At 61.9% G+C, this 21,923-nt stretch carries 18 protein-coding genes; 5 read left to right on the forward strand and 13 right to left on the reverse strand.

The features are described from left to right. A complete protein-coding gene (locus tag TU82_RS10400) occupies window positions 1-1,356 on the reverse strand; it encodes a phenylacetate--CoA ligase family protein (protein ID WP_057723117.1) in 1,356 nt (451 codons plus the stop codon). Between the two features lie 430 nt (window positions 1,357-1,786). Then, window positions 1,787-2,419 carry a TetR family transcriptional regulator gene (locus TU82_RS10405; protein ID WP_057723118.1) on the reverse strand — a complete coding sequence of 211 codons (633 nt, stop codon included), beginning with the start codon at window positions 2,417-2,419 and terminating at the stop codon, window positions 1,787-1,789. A gap of 286 nt (window positions 2,420-2,705) precedes the next feature. Here TU82_RS10405 and TU82_RS10410 point away from each other — a divergent pair, with 286 nt between their 5' ends. The 5 genes from TU82_RS10410 (at window position 2,706) to TU82_RS10430 (ending at window position 10,886) form a co-directional block, all read left to right on the forward strand. Further along, the gene (locus TU82_RS10410) at window positions 2,706-3,851 is read left to right on the forward strand and encodes an efflux RND transporter periplasmic adaptor subunit (RefSeq protein ID WP_057723119.1); all 1,146 of its coding nucleotides are present in this window, start codon (window positions 2,706-2,708) and stop codon (window positions 3,849-3,851) included. 3 nt (window positions 3,852-3,854) lie between these two features. After that, on the forward strand, window positions 3,855-7,016 hold the full coding sequence (locus tag TU82_RS10415) for an efflux RND transporter permease subunit (RefSeq protein ID WP_057723120.1): 3,162 nt from the start codon (window positions 3,855-3,857) through the stop codon (window positions 7,014-7,016). After that, window positions 7,013-8,470: an AdeC/AdeK/OprM family multidrug efflux complex outer membrane factor gene (adeC, locus tag TU82_RS10420; protein WP_057723121.1), complete on the forward strand. Its 1,458-nt coding sequence runs from the start codon at window positions 7,013-7,015 to the stop codon at window positions 8,468-8,470. The genes TU82_RS10415 and adeC overlap by 4 nt, the downstream gene beginning before the upstream one ends. A gap of 181 nt (window positions 8,471-8,651) precedes the next feature. After that, window positions 8,652-9,902 (forward strand): OprD family porin, encoded by a 1,251-nt coding sequence (locus tag TU82_RS10425; RefSeq protein WP_057723122.1) that lies wholly within the window; start codon window positions 8,652-8,654, stop codon window positions 9,900-9,902. Window positions 9,903-9,986: 84 nt separating this feature from the next. Further along, window positions 9,987-10,886 (forward strand): polysaccharide deacetylase family protein, encoded by a 900-nt coding sequence (locus TU82_RS10430; RefSeq protein WP_057723123.1) that lies wholly within the window; start codon window positions 9,987-9,989, stop codon window positions 10,884-10,886. A 172-nt stretch (window positions 10,887-11,058) separates the two neighbouring features. Here the strand turns inward: TU82_RS10430 and pcaC are convergent, their stop codons facing one another. The 11 genes from pcaC to pcaR form a co-directional block, all read right to left on the reverse strand. After that, window positions 11,059-11,454, reverse strand: coding sequence for a 4-carboxymuconolactone decarboxylase (pcaC, locus tag TU82_RS10435; RefSeq protein WP_057723124.1), 396 nt, complete (start codon window positions 11,452-11,454; stop codon window positions 11,059-11,061). Between the two features lie 10 nt (window positions 11,455-11,464). Further along, complete coding sequence (gene pcaD, locus TU82_RS10440; RefSeq protein ID WP_057723125.1) at window positions 11,465-12,256, reverse strand: 3-oxoadipate enol-lactonase; 792 nt, start codon at window positions 12,254-12,256, stop codon at window positions 11,465-11,467. Between the two features lie 10 nt (window positions 12,257-12,266). Further along, window positions 12,267-13,631 (reverse strand): 3-carboxy-cis,cis-muconate cycloisomerase, encoded by a 1,365-nt coding sequence (locus TU82_RS10445; protein WP_057723126.1) that lies wholly within the window; start codon window positions 13,629-13,631, stop codon window positions 12,267-12,269. A gap of 9 nt (window positions 13,632-13,640) precedes the next feature. Continuing rightward, a complete protein-coding gene (locus tag TU82_RS10450; RefSeq protein ID WP_057723127.1) occupies window positions 13,641-14,936 on the reverse strand; it encodes an MFS family transporter in 1,296 nt (431 codons plus the stop codon). A gap of 188 nt (window positions 14,937-15,124) precedes the next feature. Next, window positions 15,125-15,691 carry a protocatechuate 3,4-dioxygenase subunit alpha gene (gene pcaG, locus TU82_RS10455; protein ID WP_057723128.1) on the reverse strand — a complete coding sequence of 189 codons (567 nt, stop codon included), beginning with the start codon at window positions 15,689-15,691 and terminating at the stop codon, window positions 15,125-15,127. 1 nt (window position 15,692) lies between these two features. Further along, window positions 15,693-16,397: a protocatechuate 3,4-dioxygenase subunit beta gene (gene pcaH, locus TU82_RS10460; RefSeq protein WP_057723129.1), complete on the reverse strand. Its 705-nt coding sequence runs from the start codon at window positions 16,395-16,397 to the stop codon at window positions 15,693-15,695. A 17-nt stretch (window positions 16,398-16,414) separates the two neighbouring features. Next, entirely contained in the window at window positions 16,415-17,617 is a 1,203-nt protein-coding gene (gene pcaF / locus TU82_RS10465) for a 3-oxoadipyl-CoA thiolase (RefSeq protein ID WP_173667512.1), read from the reverse strand. Further along, the gene (locus tag TU82_RS10470; RefSeq protein WP_057723131.1) at window positions 17,614-18,393 is read right to left on the reverse strand and encodes a CoA-transferase subunit beta; all 780 of its coding nucleotides are present in this window, start codon (window positions 18,391-18,393) and stop codon (window positions 17,614-17,616) included. The genes pcaF and TU82_RS10470 overlap by 4 nt, the downstream gene beginning before the upstream one ends. Continuing rightward, window positions 18,393-19,250 carry a CoA transferase subunit A gene (locus tag TU82_RS10475; RefSeq protein WP_057723132.1) on the reverse strand — a complete coding sequence of 286 codons (858 nt, stop codon included), beginning with the start codon at window positions 19,248-19,250 and terminating at the stop codon, window positions 18,393-18,395. Before TU82_RS10475 ends, TU82_RS10470 begins: the two co-directional genes overlap by 1 nt. A 342-nt stretch (window positions 19,251-19,592) precedes the next feature. Next, window positions 19,593-20,933 carry a 4-hydroxybenzoate transporter PcaK gene (pcaK, locus tag TU82_RS10480; protein WP_057723133.1) on the reverse strand — a complete coding sequence of 447 codons (1,341 nt, stop codon included), beginning with the start codon at window positions 20,931-20,933 and terminating at the stop codon, window positions 19,593-19,595. Between the two features lie 144 nt (window positions 20,934-21,077). Continuing rightward, window positions 21,078-21,920 (reverse strand): pca regulon transcriptional regulator PcaR, encoded by an 843-nt coding sequence (pcaR, locus tag TU82_RS10485; RefSeq protein WP_057723134.1) that lies wholly within the window; start codon window positions 21,918-21,920, stop codon window positions 21,078-21,080. Window positions 21,921-21,923 lie beyond the last annotated feature (3 nt).

A 21,923-nucleotide genomic window follows, 5' to 3' on the forward strand; every position in this document is an offset into this window, starting at 1 on the left:
CTATCGATTGCGCTGATCGACAATTCGCGCTTCTTTCCAACTGAACCAACTGCCCAGGTTCACGTGGTCATCCAGGTCATCGACGACCATGATCGTTGCCTCGACGCCCAGGCGTTCGCGCACACGCTCACGAATCAGTAGTGTCAATTGGCTGCGGTCGCCTTCGTAGAATCTGGACATTTCCATCTTGGCGATCACCGTATCTCTGCCGTTCACGCAGTTAATGACGATCTGATAACCCAGGCATTGCTCCACACCTTCAAGCAGCGCCTGCTCAATATGGCCGGCGGTGAAAGCTTTGCCGTTGAGCGTCATCGCATCCTTGACGCGCCCGACCACTTTCATGACGTGCGCATGGGCGATCGGGTTCTTCGGATTTTTTTGAATGCAAACCAAGTCGCCTGTACGGTAGCGAATCAGCGGCTTCACTCCATCGATCAACATCGTGACGCACAGCTCTCCTTCGCCACTGTCACCCAGGCTTTCACCGGTCTGCGGATTCAGCACCTCAATGATGTAGTTGAGTCGGTGAGGCATCAGTTGATCGCTGGCGTTGGCCGCGGCAATGATCATTGCTTCCTGGGAGCCGTACAGGCTGTTGTAGGCTTCACAGCCCCAGAGGCTGTACAAGTTGTTCTTCAGCGCTGGCGTGCACAATTCGCCACTCATCATGAACGCCCGCAAGTGAAAGTCCTGACGAGGGTTGAAGCCCAGCCGCTCGGCTTCCTTGGCCAGCGCCAGCAGCAACCCAGGTGCCGACGCGACGACGCCAATACGCAAATCTTTCATCAACTGGAGCGTCTTGGGGTACCCGATAACCGGGGAATGTGGCCAGATTTTGGCGTTACAGACCCCAAGTTGGTGACAGACGTCGCCCAAGGTATCGCCGAAGGAGTGGACCTCGGTCGGTCCCATGACCCCTACAACCGTTTTCTCTGTAGGGAAATGCTTTTCCAACACCGCTTGATAAGACATGGCCAGTTGTTTGTTGCTGGCATAACTTTCCTTCTTATCCCTCGGGCAAGGCGTAGCCGGGCCGGTGGTACCCGTGGTTTCGTAGTAATAGATACTGTCTTCCAATGTGCCTGAAAGAATGTCCAGCATGGACTCGCGCAAATCGTCCTTGGTGGTAAAAGGCAGCGAGCAAAGACTCGCCAGCGTGACACTGTCGACATCGATGTCCTTCAAATGCCCCGCATAGAAAGCGGACTTGTTTTTGACGTGGCGCAAGACTGTTCTAAGCTGGGCTTCATGCCATTGCTTCAAATCGCCTTCACTTAACGTATTGGTCCAATACGCTCGGTGAATATCGTCATACTTTACGGTGAACTCATCAAACACCTTTACCGCACCCATAACCTGCTCCCTCATCGACGTAGGCTTTTCGCCACTATGGCTGTCCGCTCTGGATGCAGACACTAACGAGCCACGGAAAACCACACACCTGTCTACTCGAGCAGTTGTTATCGGAAAAACTTTATGCTAGAAGGCCGCGCCTACCCACCTGGCCGCCTTCACTCCCCCAGCGCTGCCTCGTGCTGCCGATCCCGCCATGACATCCAATTGAAATAAAAAAGCCCCGGCCTTCGGGAGCCGGGGCTTTTATAGGGCGCAGGTAACATTCCTTCACAGCCTTGCAACAATATCGCTACAAAATACTTAGGCGGCTACCTATCAACCGCCCGCCAGCCCGTATATAAAGTCACCCCACAAATCAGGCAGAAGGACGATTGACCGTCCTTGGGCTTTACTGTTGACACAACTGGTCGCAATTACGCATTTTGTCTCAATTGCGCAGGCTGGGGCTCAGGCGCAGCATGTCCAGCCCCGCGTCCACCCAGCGCTCGGCGTCCTGATGCAGTTGAAAGCTGTCAGGCACCAGCAGCCACTGGCCGATAAGGCCGTGGATATAGGCATGAATGCACACCGCAGCACGGTTGGTATCGAGACTTTCCGGTAATTGCCCGCGATGCACGGCGTTACGCAACGTCAGGCCGATGCGCAGGTTGCACTCCAGGCTATGGGCTTGGCGCTGGCGGCGCATGTCACACATTTCATCGGTGAACTCGCACTTATGAAACAGGATCTCGTTGATGCGCCGGGTTTTCGGGTCCAGGGCCACTTGATGATAGAGATGAATCAACAGTTTGCGCATGCACCCCAACGGGTCGACTTCATCCTCGCTTTCACTGGCCCGGGCCAATTCGTCCAGGGGTTCGTGCAGCGTGTCGAGCAGCGCCTGCAGCAAATCGGACTTGTTACTGAAATGCCAGTAGATGGCACCGCGCGTCACGCCGGCCAGGGCGGCAATGTCCGCCAGCGTGGTCCGTGCAACGCCACGCTCATAAAAGGCTTGCTCGGCGGCTTGGAGGATCTGGCTGCGCGTTTCCTGAGCTTCCTCTTTGGTGCGACGAACCATGGCAGTAAAACCTCAATCAGAACACAGGGGACTATCGTTAACGCAACGTTAATAGACGTGAACGATCATCTGAATAATTGTGGGACGACACCGTCATGGGCGCCGAACGTACTAAAATCGAGGCTTTGGGCGCTGCTTTGTCAACATTGCGCCAAACCTGTCAAGAGTTTACAAACAACCATGAACGTAAGTATATTGCGTAGCAAGCTACTTATCCACTCACGGCTTGTTTTTTACCCTTCCACACTTCTTGTGCGCACTCTGCGCGCCTGACCCGAGGATCTTCATGCAACTTAAGCCAGCTGTTACCGCTCTGGTCACTGCCGTCGCCCTGGCATCGCTGCTCAGCGGATGTAAAAAGGAAGAAGCGGCTCCGCCCGCTCAAACCCCTCAGGTCGGCGTGGTCACTATTCAACCGCAAGCCTTTACCCTGACCACCGAGCTGCCGGGCCGCACCACGGCCTACCGCATTGCCGAAGTGCGCCCTCAGGTGAACGGCATCATTCTCAAGCGCCTGTTCAAGGAAGGCGCCGACGTGAAGGAAGGGCAGCAGCTCTACCAGATCGATCCGTCGGTGTATGAAGCCACGCTCAAGAGCGCCCAGGCCAAGCTGACGCAGACCAAGTCGATCACCGACCGCTACAAGCAGCTGGTCGATGAGCAAGCCGTCAGCCGTCAGGAATACGACACCGCCGTCGCCGACCGCATGACCGCCGAAGCCGACCTGCAGAGCGCGCAGATCAATGTGCGCTACACCAAGGTGTTCGCGCCGATCTCCGGGCGTATCGGTCGTTCCGCAGTCACCGAAGGCGCACTGGTCAACAACGGCCAGACCGACGCCATGGCCGTGATCCAGCAGTTGGACCCGATCTACGTCGACGTCACCCAGTCCTCGGCCGAAATGCTGAAACTGCGTCGCGATCTGGAAAGCGGCCAATTGCAGAAAGCCGGCGACAACGCCGCCATGGTCAAGCTGACCCTGGAAGACGGCAGCGACTACGGCCAGCAAGGCAAACTGGAATTCTCCGAAGTGTCGGTCGACCAGACCACCGGTTCCGTGACACTGCGCGCGGTGTTCCCCAACCCTGACCATGTGCTGCTGCCGGGCATGTTCGTGCACGCCCAGTTGCAAGCCGGTGTGAACAGCAAGGCCATTCTCGCACCGCAACAGGGCGTGACCCGTGACCTCAAGGGCACTCCGACGGCCCTGATCGTCAATGCCGACAACAAGGTCGAGCAGCGTGAACTGGTGGCCAACCGTACCGCCGGCGCCTACTGGCTGGTGGAGAAAGGCCTCAACGCCGGCGATCGCGTCATCACCGAAGGTTTGCAGTACGTCAAACCGGGTGCCGAGGTGAAGGTCACTGAAGCGGGTAACGCCAAGCCTGCCGGTTCTGCCGCTCCTGCTGCCGCTGCCGGCAAAGGGGAGTAATCCATGTCGAAATTTTTTATCGACCGTCCCATTTTTGCCTGGGTAATTGCCCTGGTGATCATGCTGGTCGGGGCACTGTCGATCCTGAAGCTGCCCATCAACCAATACCCGGCCATTGCGCCAACCGCCATTGATATCCAGGTGACCTACCCGGGCGCGTCCGCACAAACCGTGCAGGACACCGTGGTGCAGGTCATCGAGCAACAGCTCAACGGTATCGACAACCTGCGCTATGTGGCCTCGGACAGTAACTCCGACGGCAGCATGACCATCACCGCGACGTTCAACCAGGGTACCAACCCGGACATCGCCCAGGTTCAGGTACAGAACAAGCTGAACCTGGCGACCCCACTGCTGCCGCAAGAAGTGCAGCAGCAGGGTATCCGCGTGACCAAGTCGGTGAAGAACTTCCTGATGGTGATCGGTCTGGTGTCGGAAGACGGCAGCATGACCAAGGACGACCTCTCCAACTACATCGTGTCCAACATCCAGGACCCGATCTCCCGTACCTCGGGTGTGGGTGACTTCCAGGTCTTCGGTTCGCAGTACGCCATGCGTATCTGGCTCGACCCGGCCAAGCTGAACAACTTCCAGCTCACGCCGGTGGATGTCAGCAACGCCATCAAGGCCCAGAACGTGCAGGTGGCCACCGGTCAACTGGGCGGCCTGCCTGCCCTGCCCGGCACCCAACTGAACGCCACGATTATCGGCAAGACGCGCCTGCAAAGCGCCGAAGAGTTCGCCAAGATCCTGATGAAGGTGAACGCCGACGGCTCGCAGGTTCGCCTGGGCGACGTTGCGCGTATTGAACTGGGCGGCCAGAACTACAGCATCAGCGCGCAGTTCAACGGCAAGCCGGCGTCCGGTATGGCGATCAAGCTGGCCGCCGGGGCGAACGCACTGGACACCGGCAAAGCGATCCGCGCCACCGTGGCGTCCCTGGAACCGTTCTTCCCGCCTGGCATGAAAGCCGTGGTGCCGTACGACACCACCCCGGTGGTAACCGAATCGATCTCCGGTGTGGTGCACACCCTGGTCGAAGCGATCGTGCTGGTGTTCCTGGTGATGTTCCTGTTCCTGCAGAACTTCCGCGCCACCATCATCACCACCATGACCGTACCGGTGGTATTGCTGGGGACCTTCGGGATCCTGGCGGCGTTCGGCTTCACCATCAACACCCTGACCATGTTCGGCATGATCCTGGCCATCGGCTTGCTGGTGGACGATGCCATCGTGGTGGTGGAAAACGTTGAGCGGGTGATGGCCGAGGAGCACCTGTCACCCAAGGAAGCGACCATCAAGTCCATGGGCCAGATCCAGGGCGCCCTGGTGGGTATTGCTTTGGTGCTCTCGGCGGTATTGCTGCCGATGGCATTCTTCGGTGGCTCCACGGGCGTGATCTACCGTCAGTTCTCCATCACCATTGTGTCGGCAATGGCATTGTCGGTACTGGTTGCCCTGATCTTTACCCCGGCCCTGTGCGCCACCATGCTCAAGGCGATCGATCCGGAAAAGCACGGCCAACCCAAGCGCGGCTTCTTCGGCTGGTTCAACCGCACCTTCGACAGCGGCGTACTCAAGTACGAGCGCGGCGTGGGCGGCATGATCAAGCACAAGATCCCGGCCTTCATCGTGTATGCGCTGATCCTGGCCGGCATGATCTGGATGTTCACCCGTATTCCGAGCGCGTTCCTGCCTGAAGAAGACCAGGGCGTGATCTTTGCCCAGGTGCAGACACCGGTGGGCGCCTCGGCTGAGCGTACGCAAAAAGTCATCGACGACATGCGCGCCTTCCTGCTGCATGACAAGGAAGGCGAGCCGGGCGAAGGCAAGGCCGTGAAATCGGTATTTACCGTAAACGGTTTCAACTTCGCCGGTCGCGGCCAGAGCTCGGGTCTGGCATTCGTGATGCTCAAGCCGTGGGACGAGCGCGATTCATCCCAGTCGGTGTTCGAAGTGGCCAAGCGCGCCCAGGGTTACTTCTTCGGAGCCTTCAAGGACGCCATGGTTTTTGCCATCGTGCCACCTTCGGTTCTGGAACTGGGTAACGCCACCGGCTTCGACGTGTTCCTGCAAGACCAGGGTGGCGTCGGCCACGACAAGCTGATGGCAGCGCGTAACCAGTTCCTCGGTGCGGCGGCCCAAAGCAAGATCCTGGCGGGCGTGCGGCCCAACGGCGTGAACGATGAGCCGCAGTACGAACTGACCGTCGATGACGAGAAAGCCAGCGCCCAGGGCATCAGCCTGTCGGACATCCAGCAGACCCTGGCCATCGCGCTGGGCGGCAGCTACATCAACGACTTCATCGACCGTGGTCGGGTGAAGAAGGTGTATGTACAAGGTGATGCCGCCAGCCGTATGTCGCCGGAAGACCTGGACAAATGGTACGTGCGCGCCGACTCCGGGAAGATGGTGCCGCTGTCGGCCATCTCGTCGGGCAAGTGGATCTACGGCTCGCCCAAGCTCTCGCGTTACAACGGTGTAGCGGCCATGGAAATCCTCGGCACGCCGGCGCCTGGCTACAGTACCGGTGACGCGATGGCGGAAGTCGAGCGCATTGCCAAGGAACTGCCGGCCGGCATCGGCTACGCCTGGACGGGCCTGTCGTACGAAGAACGCCTGTCCGGCTCCCAGGCGCCTGCGCTGTATGCCCTGTCGTTGCTGGTAGTATTCCTGTGCCTGGCGGCCTTGTATGAAAGCTGGTCGATCCCGATTGCGGTGATTCTGGTCGTGCCGCTGGGTGTGATCGGTGCGCTGATCGCCACCAGCATGCGCGGCTTGTCCAACGACGTGTTCTTCCAGGTAGGCTTGCTGGTCACGGTGGGCCTGGCGGCGAAAAACGCCATCCTGATCGTGGAGTTCGCCAAGGAGCTGCATGAGCAAGGCAAGGGCATCGTCGAGGCGGCCATCGAGGCGTCCCGCATGCGTCTGCGCCCGATCATCATGACGTCCATGGCGTTCGTGCTCGGCGTATTGCCGCTGGCGATTTCCACCGGCGCCGGCTCAGGCAGCCAGCATGCAATCGGTACCGGCGTGATCGGCGGTATGATCACGGCAACGGTGCTGGCGATCTTCTGGGTGCCGTTGTTCTACGCAACCGTGTCCTCCGCCGGCGAACGTAAAAAGAAAGACACCACTGAAACTCCTAAAGAGGCTGGCCAATGAGCAAGTCGCTACTTTCCTTAGCCGTCACCGCCTTCGTGCTCAGTGGCTGCTCGCTGATCCCTGACTACCAGCGCCCCGAAGCGCCGGTAGCGGCGCAGTTCCCGCAGGGGCCGGCGTACTCGTCGGCCCAGGCGCCGGGCCAGGCTGCCGCCGAGCAAGGCTGGAAGCAGTTTTTCCATGACCCTGCCCTGCAGCAGTTGATCCAGACCGCGCTGGTGAACAACCGTGACCTGCGCGTCGCGGCCCTGAACATCGACGCCTATGCAGCGCAGTACCAGATCCAGCGTGCCGATCTGTTCCCGGCCGTCTCGGCCACCGGCAACGGCACCCGCTCGCGTACCCCGGCGCGGCTGTCGCAGACCGGCGAATCGAACATTTCCAGCCAATACTCGGCAGGCCTGGGGATCAGCTCTTATGAGCTGGACCTGTTCGGCCGCGTACGCAGCCTCAGTGAAGAAGCGCTGCAGAAGTACTTCGCCACTGAAGAGGCGCGGCGCAGCACCCAGATCAGCCTGGTGGCCAGTGTGGCCAATGCCTACCTGACCTGGCAGGCCGACAAGGAACTGCTCAAGCTGACCCAGGACACCCTCGGCGCGTTCGAGCAGAGCTTCAAGCTGACCTCGCGCAGCAACGAAGTCGGCGTGGCCTCGGCCCTGGACCTCAGCCAGGCTCGCACCTCGGTGGAAAACGCCCGGGTGCAGCTTGCCCGGTATACGCGCCAGGTGGCCCAGGACGAAAACAGCCTGACCCTGCTGCTGGGCACCGGCCTGCCGGCGAATATCGCCAGCAAGCCACTGTCCGATGACCTGCTCAGCGAAGTACCGGCCGGCTTGCCGTCGGACCTGCTGCAGCGGCGTCCGGACATCGTGCAGGCCGAGTACAACCTCAAGGCCGCCAACGCCAACATCGGTGCGGCCCGCGCGGCGTTCTTCCCGAGCATCAGCCTGACCGCCAGCGCCGGTACCGCCAGCCCGAACCTGGGCGGCCTGTTCAAGGGCGGCTCGGGCACCTGGTCGTTCGCACCGCAGATCAATATCCCGATCTTCAACGCCGGTAGCCTGCGCGCAAGCCTGGACTACTCGAAGATCCAGAAAGAGATCAACGTGGCCAACTACGAGAAGGCCATCCAGACCGGCTTCCAGGAAGTTTCCGACGGCCTCGCCGCGCGGGCGACCTACAAGCAGCAACTGGATGCCCAACGTGGTTTCGTCGCCGCCAACCAGGATTACTACCGCCTGGCCGAGCGTCGCTACCGCATCGGTGTGGACAGCAACCTGACCTTCCTTGATGCCCAGCGCCAACTGTTCAGTGCCCAGCAGTCGCTGATCACCGATCGCCTGGCGCAGTTGACCAGCGAGGTCAATCTGTACAAGGCCCTCGGCGGCGGCTGGAACGAGCAGACCGCGAAGAACGAGCCGGTGAAAGAGCAAGCGCCGCCGTTGAAGTTGTTCTGATAGCGCCTGTGTAATCAAACCGCTTCCCTCACCGGAAGCGGTTTTTTTATGCCCGTTGTTCAACCGCCAACTTACGTTCGATCACCGCCCACAACCCGCTCTGCCCCACTTTCACCGCCCCCGCGGCACCCAGCACCATGGCGGCCACCTGCATAACCCCAATAACAACAGGTCCGACACCATGAGCACTTTCCATCCGCGCCAGCTCCTGCTGGCCAGCGTTGTCAGCAGTCTTGCCCTGCCCGCTTTGGCCGAAGAACACGGCTTTCTCGAGGACGCCAGCGCCAACCTCAACCTGCGTAATTTTTTCTTCAACCGCAACTACACCAACCCGACCAAAACCCAGGGCGGCGCGCAGGAGTGGACGCAAAGTTTCATCCTCGACGCCAAGTCCGGGTTCACTCAAGGCACGGTGGGTTTCGGGGTGGATGTGCTGGGCATGTACTCACAAAAGCTCGATGGCGGGCGTGGCACCGGCGGCACCCAGCTGTTGCCGCTGGACCGCGACGGCCGCCCGGCGGACAACTTCGGGCGTCTTGGGGTCGCGTTCAAGGCGCGGATCTCCGAGACCGAAGTCAAGGTCGGCGAATGGATGCCGGTGCTGCCGATTTTGCGCTCGGACGACGGCCGCTCCCTGCCGCAAACCCTGCGTGGCGGGCAGATCACTTCCAGGGAAATCGACGGACTGACCCTCTACGGAGGCCAGTTCCGTGCCAACAGCCCGCGGGACGACAGCAGCATGCGCGACCTGTCGATGACCGGCAAAACCGCGTTCACGTCCGATCGCTTCAACTTCCAGGGCGCCGAATACGCCTTCAATGACAAACGCACCCAGGTCGGGGTGTGGAATGCCCAGCTCAAGGACATCTACCGCCAGCAGTTCGTCAATCTGATCCACAGCCAGCCCGTGGGCGACTGGACCCTGGGCGCCAACCTGGGGTTCTTCTACGGCAAGGACGACGGCAGCGCCCGCGCCGGCAACCTGGACAACAAAACCTGGTCCGGCTTGCTGTCCGCCCGCCACGGCGGCAACACCTTCTACGTCGGCCTGCAAAAGCTCACCGGCGACAGCGCCTGGATGCGTGTCAACGGCACCAGCGGCGGCACCCTGGCCAACGACAGCTATAACTCGAGCTACGACAACGCCGAGGAAAAATCCTGGCAGGTTCGCCACGACTACAACTTCGCGGCCCTTGGCGTACCCGGACTTACCCTGATGAACCGCTATATCAGCGGCAGCAACGTGCACACCGGCACGGTGACCGACGGCAAGGAATGGGGCCGCGAAAGCGAATTGGGCTACACCGTGCAAAGCGGCAGCCTGAAAAACCTGAACTTGCGCTGGCGAAATTCGAGCATGCGCCGCGACTACAGCAACAATGAGTTCGATGAAAACCGGTTGATCGTCAGCTACCCGATAAGTCTGCTGTAAACCGGCGCCGCAGTTACGGTATGGTGCGCGCCTGCCGCTGCTGATCGCCCCAGCAGCGGCCTCTCATTCGGGCCCGCGCACAGCATGAAAATCTTCGCCTCAGCAATCGCAGTGCTCGCCCTGGCCCTGGGCCTGGGCGGCTGTATCGGTTCGCCCATCGCCCTGACGCCGCAGACCGAGCAACGCCTGCAAGCCCAGGCACCGATCCGCTTCCTGCTGACCTTCGATGACGGCCCCAGCGCCTCGGGCTACAACAACCCGAGCCGTTCGGTGGTGGCCGATCTGGCTCATAACCCGATATTGCCGGGGATCAAGGCGGTGTTCTTTGTGCAGACCGAAGCCGCCCGTTCAGGTGGCAGCGCGCGGGGCCACAAGACCCTGGTGCGTGAGCATGCCGCCGGCCATGTGCTGGCCTTCCACACGGCGACGGCGTTTCATACCAACCATCGCTGGCTCAATGACGCCGAGTTGGAACGCACCCTGACCCAGGGCGCCGCGGACATTGCCGCCATCACCGGCACGCCGCCCCTGCTGGTGCGGCCACCGTTCTGGAACTATGACCACCGCACCTTCGCCGCCTACCAGCGCCACGGCATGCAAGTACTGTTGACCGACCTGAGTGCCAATGACGGCAAGATCTGGGGCTTCAACGCCAGCCCACGCCGCCGCGCCAACCTGTACCGCCAGCTGTCAGTGGTGCGTGAGCGCATCGCACTGGGTGAGTTGCCGACGGTGGACGGCGTGATACCGGTGGTGGTGACGTTCCATGACATCAACCGCTACACCGCGCGGCATATGCAGGAGTACCTGCAGATCCTGATGGACAGCGCCCGTATCAACGGCCTGAAGACCGCCGCCGAGCCCTACTACACCGACACCGCCACCCTGCAACGCGCGGCGCTGGCACGCACGGTCAAGGATGTAGACGAGCCGGTACATCTGCCAGGGGTGTGGAATTGGCTGTGGGATGCCGATTCCAACTGATCTCTACAGTCAATGAAGATCCCCTGTAGGAGCGAGCTTGCTCGCGAAAAACGTCAACGATAACGCGTACTTTCTGAATGAACGCGGTGCCTGTGAGTTTTTTCGCGAGCAAGCTCGCTCCTACAGACGGCATCAGGGCAAGCCCCCTCCCACATTTTGAGCGCATTTCAATTCAGGCCTGGCGCGATTCGATACCCAACTCATCCCACACCGATTCGGCCAGATGAAACGTCGCATTCGCCGCCGGTATCCCGCAGTAAATCGCGCTCTGCATCAGCACTTCCTTGATCTCGGCACGGGTCACGCCGTTGCTGGCGGCGGCCCGTAAATGCAGCTTCAACTCTTCGGTGCGGTTCATGCCGATCAGCATGGCGATGGTGATCAGGCTGCGGGTGTGCCGTGGCAAACCAGGGCGGGTCCAGATATCGCCCCAGGCATGCCGGGTGATCATCTCTTGGAACTCGCTGTTGAATTCGGTCAGGGCATTGAGGCTGCGCTCCACATGGGCGTCGCCCAGCACTTCGCGGCGCACTTTCAGACCTTCGGCATAACGTTGTTTCTCGTCCACGAAAAGCTCCTCAGCGGCCCAGCAGAAATTCAATCACGCGGTCGCTGAACGCAGCGCCGGCTTGCACATTGGACAGGTGCGCCGCATAGAACTCGGCGTATTCGGCGCCCTTTACTTGGTTCTGGATAACGTGACCGCCGGCCGGCGGTGTCACCGCGTCTTCGGTGCCGGCAACCACCAGCGTTGGCACTTTGATCGACGCCAACTGCTGACGGAAATCCGCATCGCGCACCGCCGCACAGTTGGCGGCATATCCTTGGGGCGAGGTGGCCGCGAGCATGTCGGTGATCTGCTCGGCCTGGTGGGGGTTGGCCGCGGCAAAATCGGCGGTGAACCAGCGCGCAATCGAGGCATCGCGCAACGCGGCCATCGCCGCCGCGCCATCACGCAATACTGTTTCGATACGCGGGTTCCACACCTCAGGCGTGCCGATTTTGGCGGCGGTGTTGCAGAGCACCAGGCGGTTCAGCCGCGTGCCGGCGTGGATGCCCAACCATTGGCCGATCAGCCCGCCCATGGACAGCCCGCAAAAATGCGCGCGCTGAATATTCAGCGCATCCAGCAGCGCAATCACATCGTGGCCCAGTTGTTCGATGCGGTAGGGCCCCTCGGTGACCAGAGATTTGCCATGGCCGCGGGTATCGAAGCGCAGTACACGGAAATGCTTGATGAAGGCCGGGATCTGGATGTCCCACATATGCAGGTCGGTGCCCAGGGAATTGGACAGCATCAGCACCGGTGCATCGGCGGGCCCATCGAGTTGATAATGCAGTTCGCCCTCGGCGAGTTGAACGAAAGCCACAGCGGTCTCCTTACGCGGTCAATCCAAAGTGTTCGGTCACGGCGCGGCTGACCCAGATATGAGCTTGGCCCAGGTAGTTGGCCGGGTCGAGCAGGCGGTCCAGTTCGGCCGACGACAACTCGGCGGTGATCTGCGGCTGGTCCGCCAGCACGGCACGCAAATGGCGCTGCTCGGCGACCGCGCGTTTGCAGCACTGCTCGAGCAGGTGGTGCGCGGTTTCACGACCCAGGCGTTGGGCCAGCACGCTGCTGACGGCTTCGGCCAGTACCAGGCCCTGGGTCAGGTCGAGATTACGGGCCATGCGCTCGGCATCCACCTCCAACCCTTCGCTGACCAGCAGCGCCTGTTCCAGTGCCCCCGAGACCAATCGGCAGATCTGCGGCAACGTTTCCCATTCGGCATGCCACAGTCCCAGGCTGCGTTCGTGCTCCTGGGGCATGGCACTGAACATCGTCGCCACCAGACCGGGCACGCGGGTCGCAGCGCTGATCAGCACGGCGGCGCCGACCGGATTGCGTTTGTGCGGCATGGTCGAAGAGCCGCCCTTGCCCGGCGCCGAGGGCTCGAACACTTCCGCCGCTTCGGTTTGCATCAACAGGCTGATGTCGCGGCCCAGCTTGCCAAGGCTGCCGGCGATCAGCCCCAGCACACTGGCGAACTCCACCAGACGATCACGCTGCGTATGCCATGGCTGTTCGGGCAAGCCCAGTTGCAGCTCGGCGGCCAAGGCCTGCGCCACGGGCATGGCCTGCTCGCCGAGCGCGGCCAGGGTGCCCGACGCACCGCCAAACTGCAGCACCAGCAAACGCGGTTTCAATTCCACCAGGCGCTGGCGACTGCGCGTCACCGCGCCCAGCCAACCGGCGATCTTCATGCCCAGGGTGACAGGCGTGGCGTGTTGCAGCCAGGTGCGTCCGGCCAGAGGCGTCGATGCGTGCCGCTGCGCCTGGGAGGCCAATACGTCGCCCAGGCGCGCCAGATCCGCTTCGATCAGCTCCAGCGCGCGGCGCAATTGCACCACCAGGCCGGTGTCCATCACATCCTGGCTGGTTGCGCCCAGGTGCACATAGCGCTCGGCCCCGGCATCCTCGGCGGCAATCAGCTTGCCCAGCGCTTTGACCAAGGGAATCGCCGAGTTGCCCGCCGTGGCAATCGCCACGCTGAGGGCATCCAAGTCATACAGCGACGCCAGGCAGGCCTGGGCAATCGGCGCCACGGCAGCCTGCGGGATCAACCCGACCTGGGCCTCGGCCCGGGCCAGCGCGGCCTCGAAATCCAGCATGCCCTGCAAGCGGCCCTGGTCACAGAACACCTCGGCCATGCTGTCAGCGGTGAAGTAGGCGTCGAACAGTTGGTTGCTCGTGCGCAGTGTCATAACTCATCCTTACAGATCGTGATGCAGGTACGCCGCCTGTTTCGGCAGGCGCAAGCTGAACAGGAACGCCACCGCCATCATCGCGGTGACGTACCAGTAGAAGGTGTTTTCCATGCCGATGGACTTCAGGCTCAACGCGACCACTTCCGCCGAACCGCCGAACACCGCATTCGCCACGGCATACGCCAGGCCCACGCCCAACGCCCGCACCTGGGGCGGGAACATCTCGGCTTTGACCAGGCCGCTGATGGAGGTATAGAAGCTGACGATCGCCAGGGCCAGCGTGATCAGGACAAAGGCCAGGAACGGGCTGGTCACGGTTTTCAGGGTGAGCAGGATCGGCACCGTGAACAGCGTGCCCAGGCCGGCGAACCAGAGCATGGAGTTGCGCCGGCCGATCTTGTCGGCGAGCATGCCGAACAGCGGCTGCATGCACATGTACAGAAACAGCGCGCCGGTCATGATGTAGCTGGCGGTCTTGGCGTGCATGCCGACGGTGTTCACCAGGTATTTCTGCATGTAGGTGGTGAAGGTGTAGAAAATCAGCGAGCCGCCGGCGGTGTAGCCCAGCACGGTGATGAAGGCTTTGCCGTGGTCACGGAACAGCGCGACGATACTGCCGGCGTCCTTGTCTTCGCGCATTTCCTTGCTGGTGGTTTCCTTGAGCGTGCGGCGCAGCAACAGGGAGATCAGCGCCGCAATGGCGCCGATCACGAACGGAATGCGCCAGCCCCAGGCACGCAGCTCTTCTTCGCTGAGGATCTGTTGCAGGATCACCACCACCAGCACCGCCAGCAGTTGCCCGCCGATCAGGGTCACGTACTGGAACGAGGCGAAGAAACCACGCTGGCCCTTGAGCGCCACTTCGCTCATGTAGGTGGCCGTGGTGCCGTATTCGCCACCCACCGACAAGCCCTGGAACAGCCGCGCCACCAGCAGCAGCGCCGGAGCCCAGGCGCCGATATCCTTGTAGGTCGGCAGGAAGGCGATGACCAGGGAACCGGCGCACATCATCAGCACCGAGATCATCATGGAATTCTTGCGGCCATGTTTGTCGGCCACCCGGCCAAACAGCCAGCCGCCGATCGGACGCATCAGGAATCCGGCGGCGAACACGCCGGCGGTGTTGAGCAGTTGCACCGTAGGGTCGTCCGAGGGGAAAAACGCCGGGGCAAAGTAAATGGCACAGAAAGCATAGACGTAGAAGTCGAACCATTCGACCAGGTTGCCGGAGGACGCACCGACAATCGCAAAAATCCGCTTGCTGCGTTCTTCTCCGGTGTAGTGACTGGTTTTTGTTGTCATGGTGTTTACTCAGTGGGAACGGTTATAGCCTAGACATACTTTGCAACAACCGTTTCATGCAAGCAGACTTTTGGATATGGAGTGCTTGGAAGGGCCTCATCGGGGGCAAGCCCCCTACCACACTTGATCGGGTTCACATAGATCCAATGTGGGAGGGGGCTTGCCCCCGATGAGGCCCTGAAGCCAACTCAATAATCGAAAAACACCGTTTCCCCATCTGTCCCCTGCAAAACCACATTCCACTGATAAACCCCCGCAGCATCCTGCCTGGCAATCAACGTCCCCCGGCGCTGCGCCGGCACACACGCCAGCAACGCGTCATCCCCATTCAGCGCTTCACCGTCAAAATAAATCCGCGTCAGCAAATGCTTCACCAGACCCCGGGCAAACACCAGCACCACCAGGTGCGGCGCCTGGGTCGTACCCTGAAGCCCCGGCACACTGCCCGGCTTGATCGTCGTAAAGCGAAAGCGCCCTTCGGCATCCACCGGCACGCGGCCAAAGCCTTCGAAGTTGGGATCCAGCGCTTTGTCTTGCTCGTCTTCGGGATGGTCGTATTTGCCGGCGGCGTTGGCCTGCCAGACTTCAAGCATGGCGTCGTTGACCACATCACCGTTGCCGTCCAGCACCTGCCCGCTGATCGCCACGCGTTCGCCCAGGGTGGCGGCGACGGTCAGGTCTTCGCGGTTCAGCCAGGTCAGGCCGATGTGGTAATACGGCCCGACGGTGTGGGACGTGGTTGCGTAAAGGCTCATCTCATTTCTCCATCGGCGTGGCGTCGCGGCCGCGCAGGACGATGTCCCAGCGGTAGCCGAGGGCATAGGAAGGAATGGTTTTTTCCAGGTCGAAACTGGCGATCAGGCGTTGCTTGGCGCGGGTGTCCGGCACGCAGTTGTAGATCGGGTCGTATTCGAGCAGCGGGTCGCCGGGGAAATACATTTGCGTCACCAGCCGCGTCAGCACACTCGGCCCGAACAGCGAAAAGTGGATATGCGCCGGGCGCCACGCGTTGTGGTGGTTGCCCCACGGGTAGGCGCCGGGCTTGATGGTCTGGAACTGGTACCAGCCCTCGGCGTCGGTGACGGTGCGCCCGGTGCCGGTGAAGTTCGGGTCCAGCGGCGCATCGTGCACATCGCGCTTGTGGTTGTAGCGACCGGCGGCGTTGGCCTGCCAGATCTCCACAAGAATGCCCGGCAGCGGCAGGCCGTTCTCGTCCAGCACACGCCCGTGAATGATGATGCGTTCGCCCTGGGGCTCGCCTTCGTGCTGGGCGGTGAGGTCGTTGTCTTTCTCGCTGATGCGCTCGGCGCCGATGGTCGGGCCGGTGATTTCCGACAACGAATGGGGCAGGAACACCAACGGCTGGGAGGGCGAACGCAAGTTCGTCGACTGGTAGGCCGGGTGCAGGTAATCAGGTTGCGTGCCCGCGTGCGGGCGCCGGTAACCGGGCTTGTCATTCATGCAGCAATCCTCTCTTATCAGACGCGTTCAATCGCCAGGGCCAGGCCTTGGCCGACGCCCACGCACATGGTCGCCAGGCCTTTGCGGCCGCCGGTTTTTTCCAACTGGTGCAGGGCTGTCAGTACCAGCCGCGCACCGCTCATGCCCAGGGGATGGCCCAGGGCGATAGCGCCGCCGTTGGGGTTGACCTGCGGCGCATCGTCGGCGATCCCCAGTTCGCGCAGCACGGCCAGGCCTTGGCTGGCGAAGGCTTCGTTGAGTTCGATGACGTCGAAGTCGGTGACCGCCAGACCGAGGCGCTCCACCAGCTTGCGCACCGCCGGCACCGGGCCGATCCCCATGACGCGCGGGGCGACGCCGGCACTGGCCATGCCCAATACCCGGGCGCGGGCCGTGAGTCCGTGTTTTTTCACCGCGTCGGCCGAGGCCAGAATCAGCGCGGCGGCGCCATCATTCACACCCGACGCGTTGCCGGCGGTGACGGTCTTGTCCGGGCCGTTGACCGGCTTGAGTCTGGCCAGGGCTTCGAGGGTGGTGTCCCGTGGGTGCTCATCGTGCTCCACCAGGGTGTCGCCTTTCTTATGGGCGACCCGTACCGGCACAATCTCTTCGGCAAAGAAGCCGGCGGCCTGCGCGGCGGCGCTGCGTTGCTGGCTGCGCAGAGCGAACGCGTCCTGGTCGGCGCGCGAAACGTTGTAGTCGTCGGCGACGTTATCGGCGGTCTGCGGCATCGCATCGACGCCGTATTGGGCCTTCATCAACGGGTTGATAAAGCGCCAGCCGATGGTGGTGTCCTCCAGTTTCATGTTGCGTGAAAACGCGGCCTCGGCCTTGCCCATCACGAACGGCGCACGGGACATCGACTCGACGCCGCCGGCAATTGCCAGCTCCATTTCACCGCTGGCAATCGCGCGAAAGGCAGTGCCGATCGCGTCCATGCCCGAGGCGCACAGGCGGTTGAGGGTCACGCCGGGAATACTCTCCGGCAGGCCGGCCAGCAGCAGCGCCATGCGTGCCACGTTGCGGTTGTCTTCGCCGGCCTGGTTGGCGCAGCCGAGGAACACTTCATCCACGGCGCTCCAGTCTACCGTTGGGTTGCGTTCGATCAGCGCCTTGATCGGCAAGGCCGCCAGGTCATCGGCGCGCACCGTGGACAAGCCACCGCCGAAGCGGCCGATGGGGGTGCGAATGGCGTCACAGATAAAGACATCGCGCATCAGGCTTCTCCCGGCGCTTGGCCATGGGCGGCCGCGGTACGTGCTTCGAGGTCACGCAGGGCGTTCAGCTCAACCTCGGTCGGTTCGGCGGTCGCCTCGACCTGGTCGGCAAACCGAATGGCCCAGCCGGTCGCCGCCACCACTTGCTCGCGGGTCACCCCAGGGTGCAACGCGGTGACCACGAACTCATGGCTGCCCGCTTCCGGCTCCATGATGCACAGGTCGGTAATGATGCCGACCGGACCGGCGCCCGGCAGGCCCAGGCGCTTGCGTGAATCCCCGCCTTCGCCGTGGCCGACCGAGGTGATGAAATCCAGCTTGTCGACAAACGAGCGGGACGACTGTTTGAGGATGATCAACACGCTTTTGGCGGAACCGGCAATTTCCGGCGCGCCGCCGGCACCCGGCAAACGCACCTTGGGCTGGTGATAATCACCGACCACGGTGGTGTTGATGTTACCGAAACGGTCAACCTGAGCCGCGCCAAGAAAGCCGACGTCGATGCGCCCGCCTTGCAGCCAGTAGCGGAAGATTTCACCGGTGGGCACCACGGTATCGGCGGTTTCCGCCAGCTCACCGTCACCGATGGACAGCGGCAGCACCGATGGCTTGGCGCCAATCGGGCCGGACTCGTAGATCAGCACCACATCGGGCGAGGAGGTCAGGCGCGCCAGGTTGGCCGCCTTGGACGGCAGGCCGATGCCGACGAAACACACCGAACCATTCTTGAGGCGGCGCGCGGCGGCGACGGTCATCATTTCATTGGTGGAGTAAGTCATTACTTGGCCTCCTGCGCGGTGGCCAGCCTGGCCTGGAATTCACTGAAGTCGGCGGTGCCGTGGATGTATTCGTCGATCCAGGCGGTAAAGGTGCCACGGTCGCGGGCAATCGGGTCCCACGCCTGGTAGAAACGGTTGTCCCGCTCGTTGTAGCCGTGGGCGTAGGACGGGTGCGCGCCGCCGGGCACATGGCACACGGCGGTCAGGGCCCAGGTCGGTAGCACGCAGCTGTTCATCGGTGCGTTCAGGTCATCGACGATTTCCTCGACGGTCACGATGCAGCGCTTGGCCGCCAGGGCCGCTTCCTTCTGCACCCCGAGAATGCCCCAGAGCAGCACATTGCCCTTGCGATCGGCCTTCTGCGCGTGGATCACCGTCACATCCGGGCGTACCGAAGGCACAGCCGCCAGCACTTCGCCCGTGAACGGACACGTGACGGTCTTGATCAGCGGGTTGACCTTGGGCAAGTCGGAACCGGCGTAGGCCCGCAGCACCGCAAACGGCAGGCCGGAGGCGCCGGCGACGTAGGCATTGGCCAGGTCGGCATGGCTGTGTTCTTCGATCTCCAGCGGCTGCGGCCACTGCTTTTCCACGGCGTCGCGCAGACGATGCAGGGAGCCCACGCCAGGGTTGCCGCCCCAGGAGAAAATCAACTTGCGCGCACAGCCGGCACCGATCAACTGATCGTAGATCAGGTCAGGCGTCATACGCACCAGCGTCAGGTCTTTCTTGCCCTGACGAATGATTTCATGACCTGCGGCCGTGGGGATCAGGTGAGTGAAGCCTTCGAGCGCGACGGTATCGCCGTCGTTCACGAAGCGCTTGACCGCATCACGCAGGGTGAGAATGTCAGCCATGGGGTTGGGCTCCCGGTGTTGATCGAAAAAGGCGCTGAGGCGGCGCCGAAGTGCTTGAAGATTAAGCCGGGGGAATGGGTCGAACAATCCGATAATCGACTCAGTGTTCGGTTATCGAACGCATTGTTGCCTGGCTGATTGTTCTTGAAACGACGCTATCAACGGTGGGAGGGGCGAGCCCTAATGCCAGTCTGTAGGAGCGAGCTTGCTCGCGAAAAGCTCACAGGCACCGCGTTCATTCAGAAATCACGCGTTATCGTTGATGTTCTTCGCGAGCAAGCTCGCTCCTACAGACTGGCATCAGGGCGTGCCCACCTCCCACACTTTTAACCTCGCCAGAGGTCAGGTTGCATCAGCGTGGCTGACCATGCCTTTGATGACCACCGCTGCCGTAGCCAACGCCGCCGGAATCACCAGCGCCGTCAGCACCTGCTCGAAGTCCCAGCCCAGACCCAGCAAGGTAGCGCCCATCCACGCACCAAGAATTGCGCCGAAACGGCCAATGCCGAGCATCCACGACACGCCGGTCGCGCGACCCTGGGTCGGGTAGAAGCGTGCAGCCAGGGAGGGCATCGCCGACTGCGCACCGTTGACGCACATCCCGGCAATCAGCACCAGGGTCGCCAACAGGGTGATATTGCCCAGGCTCTGCCCGACCGCGTAGGCAAACACCCCCGCCAGCAGGTAGAAGGTGCCAATCACCTTGTGCGGGTTGAACCGGTCCATCGCCCAGCCCACGCCGACGGCGCTCAATACGCCGCCAAACTGGAACAAGGCGCCGATAAAGGCGGCCTGCTCCATGCTGGCGCCACTGTCGCGCATCAGAGTCGGCAACCAGCTGGTGAGCAGGTAAACAATCACCAGGCCCATGAAATAGGTAAGCCACAGCAACAGCGTGCCGGCACTGTAAGTGCCGGAAAAAATCACCGCGAACACGTTGCGCGCCTTGACGGTTTTTTGCTCCGGCACGCTGAAGCCGGTGGCCTGAGCGACAATGGCGGGCTCAATCGGTGACAGGGTCTTGCGTACCTTGTCAGTGCCACGGTTGCGCACCACCAGGTAGCGCGCCGACTCCGGCAACCACACCAGCAGCACCGCGGCCAGGATCAACGGCAAGATGCCACCAATCAGCAACAGGCTGTGCCAGCCGAACGCTGGGATCAACTTGGCCGAGATAAACCCGCCACCGGCCATGCCCAGGTTGAAGCCACAGAACATGCTGGTCACCAACAGCGACTTGTGCCGCTCGGGGGTGTACTCCGACAGCAGCGTGGTGGCGTTGGGCATGCCGGCACCCAGGCCCAGGCCCGTGAGGAAACGCAGTACCAGCAGTTGATCGACGTTACTGCTGTAGGCCGAAGCCAGGCTGAAGGCACCGAACACCAGCACCGCGCCCACCAGCACCCCTTTGCGCCCGAAGCGGTCGGCCAGCGGGCCGGAACCCAGCGCGCCGAACACCATGCCGATCAACGCGGCGCTCATCACCGGGCCGAGGCTGGCGCGGTCGATGCCCCAGTCCTGGGACAGTGCGGGCGCGATAAAGCCCATGGCGGCGGTGTCGAGGCCATCAAGGAAGACAATCAGGAAACACAGGATCACCACACGCCATTGATAGCGTGACAAGGGCTGGGCATTGATGAAGGACTGCACGTCCAGGGTAGTACCGACAGAGGGCTGATTCATTATTTTTATTCCACACCGATGGCGGGCGAGCGACCTGGGGTCGCCATTATTATTGGAGCGCGCCCTGAAGCGCTGCCGCACAGTAATAAGCCAAGGGAAACAGCGTCAATTGATCACGCCGGGTTCTGTGCGATCACCGAACACTCAGGCAAACAGTTGCATACTCAGCTCGCGACTGGCGCTGAGCATGCTTGGCAGGAAACGCTGCTCCAATTCGCTGCGGCTGACCCGCCCGGCATGGGTGCTGACATTGAGTGCGGCCAATACTTGGCCGGACGCGTCATATACCGGCACGGCGATTGAACGCAGGCCCTGCTCCAGTTCCTGATCGACAATGCACCAGCCCTGCTGACGCACTTGTTGCAGGCACTCGAACAAGGCTTCGGGTGTGGTCAAGGTGCGACTGGTCTTGGTTTGCAGGTCGGCGTGATCGAGGTAATCCTGCAACGAGGCGTCATCCAGCGCGGCCAGCAGGATGCGGCCCATGGAGGTGCAGTACGCCGGCAAGCGTCCGCCCACGGAAAGATCGACGGAAATCAGGCGCTGAGTGGTGGCCGAACGAGCAATGTAAAGAATGTCGTCGCCTTCGAGGGTCGCCATGTTGCAGGCTTCGTGAAGCTGTTCGCTCATGCGGTCCAGATAAGGCTGGGCCGACACGGCCAAGGGGGTCGACGATAAATAGGCGTGGCCAAGGGTCAGTACCTTGGGCAGCAACGAGTAGGTACGCCCATCGGTGGTGGCGTAACCGAGCTTGATCAAGGTATGCAGGCAGCGGCGCACGGCGGCGCGCGGGATTTCGGTGCGATGGCTGATCTGGGCAATGGTCAGGTGGCGCTTGCGCTCCTGGAACGCTTGCACCACCGCCAGGCCACGGGCCAGGGAGGTCATGAAGTCCGGATCGCCCGTGAAGGCCTGGATGCGCTTGGCGGGTGATGCCACGATCGGCGGCGCCACTGACGCGAAGGCATTGCGCAATTGATCGTTCATGTC

This window comes from Pseudomonas orientalis, assembly GCF_001439815.1.
Classification (GTDB): domain Bacteria; phylum Pseudomonadota; class Gammaproteobacteria; order Pseudomonadales; family Pseudomonadaceae; genus Aquipseudomonas; species Aquipseudomonas orientalis.

Excerpts from the sequence above, each read along its gene's own strand:
- TU82_RS10400 (WP_057723117.1), bottom strand. The coding sequence starts at position 1,356 with ATGGGTGCGGTAAAGGTGTTTGATGAGTTCACCGTAAAGTATGACGAT.
- TU82_RS10405 (WP_057723118.1), bottom strand. The coding sequence starts at position 2,419 with ATGGTTCGTCGCACCAAAGAGGAAGCTCAGGAAACGCGCAGCCAGATC.
- TU82_RS10410 (WP_057723119.1), top strand. The coding sequence starts at position 2,706 with ATGCAACTTAAGCCAGCTGTTACCGCTCTGGTCACTGCCGTCGCCCTG.
- TU82_RS10415 (WP_057723120.1), top strand. The coding sequence starts at position 3,855 with ATGTCGAAATTTTTTATCGACCGTCCCATTTTTGCCTGGGTAATTGCC.
- adeC (WP_057723121.1), top strand. The coding sequence starts at position 7,013 with ATGAGCAAGTCGCTACTTTCCTTAGCCGTCACCGCCTTCGTGCTCAGT.
- TU82_RS10425 (WP_057723122.1), top strand. The coding sequence starts at position 8,652 with ATGAGCACTTTCCATCCGCGCCAGCTCCTGCTGGCCAGCGTTGTCAGC.
- TU82_RS10430 (WP_057723123.1), top strand. The coding sequence starts at position 9,987 with ATGAAAATCTTCGCCTCAGCAATCGCAGTGCTCGCCCTGGCCCTGGGC.
- TU82_RS10445 (WP_057723126.1), bottom strand. The coding sequence starts at position 13,631 with ATGACACTGCGCACGAGCAACCAACTGTTCGACGCCTACTTCACCGCT.
- TU82_RS10450 (WP_057723127.1), bottom strand. The coding sequence starts at position 14,936 with ATGACAACAAAAACCAGTCACTACACCGGAGAAGAACGCAGCAAGCGG.
- pcaG (WP_057723128.1), bottom strand. The coding sequence starts at position 15,691 with ATGAGCCTTTACGCAACCACGTCCCACACCGTCGGGCCGTATTACCAC.
- pcaH (WP_057723129.1), bottom strand. The coding sequence starts at position 16,397 with ATGAATGACAAGCCCGGTTACCGGCGCCCGCACGCGGGCACGCAACCT.
- TU82_RS10470 (WP_057723131.1), bottom strand. The coding sequence starts at position 18,393 with ATGACTTACTCCACCAATGAAATGATGACCGTCGCCGCCGCGCGCCGC.
- TU82_RS10475 (WP_057723132.1), bottom strand. The coding sequence starts at position 19,250 with ATGGCTGACATTCTCACCCTGCGTGATGCGGTCAAGCGCTTCGTGAAC.
- pcaK (WP_057723133.1), bottom strand. The coding sequence starts at position 20,933 with ATGAATCAGCCCTCTGTCGGTACTACCCTGGACGTGCAGTCCTTCATC.
- pcaR (WP_057723134.1), bottom strand. The coding sequence starts at position 21,920 with ATGAACGATCAATTGCGCAATGCCTTCGCGTCAGTGGCGCCGCCGATC.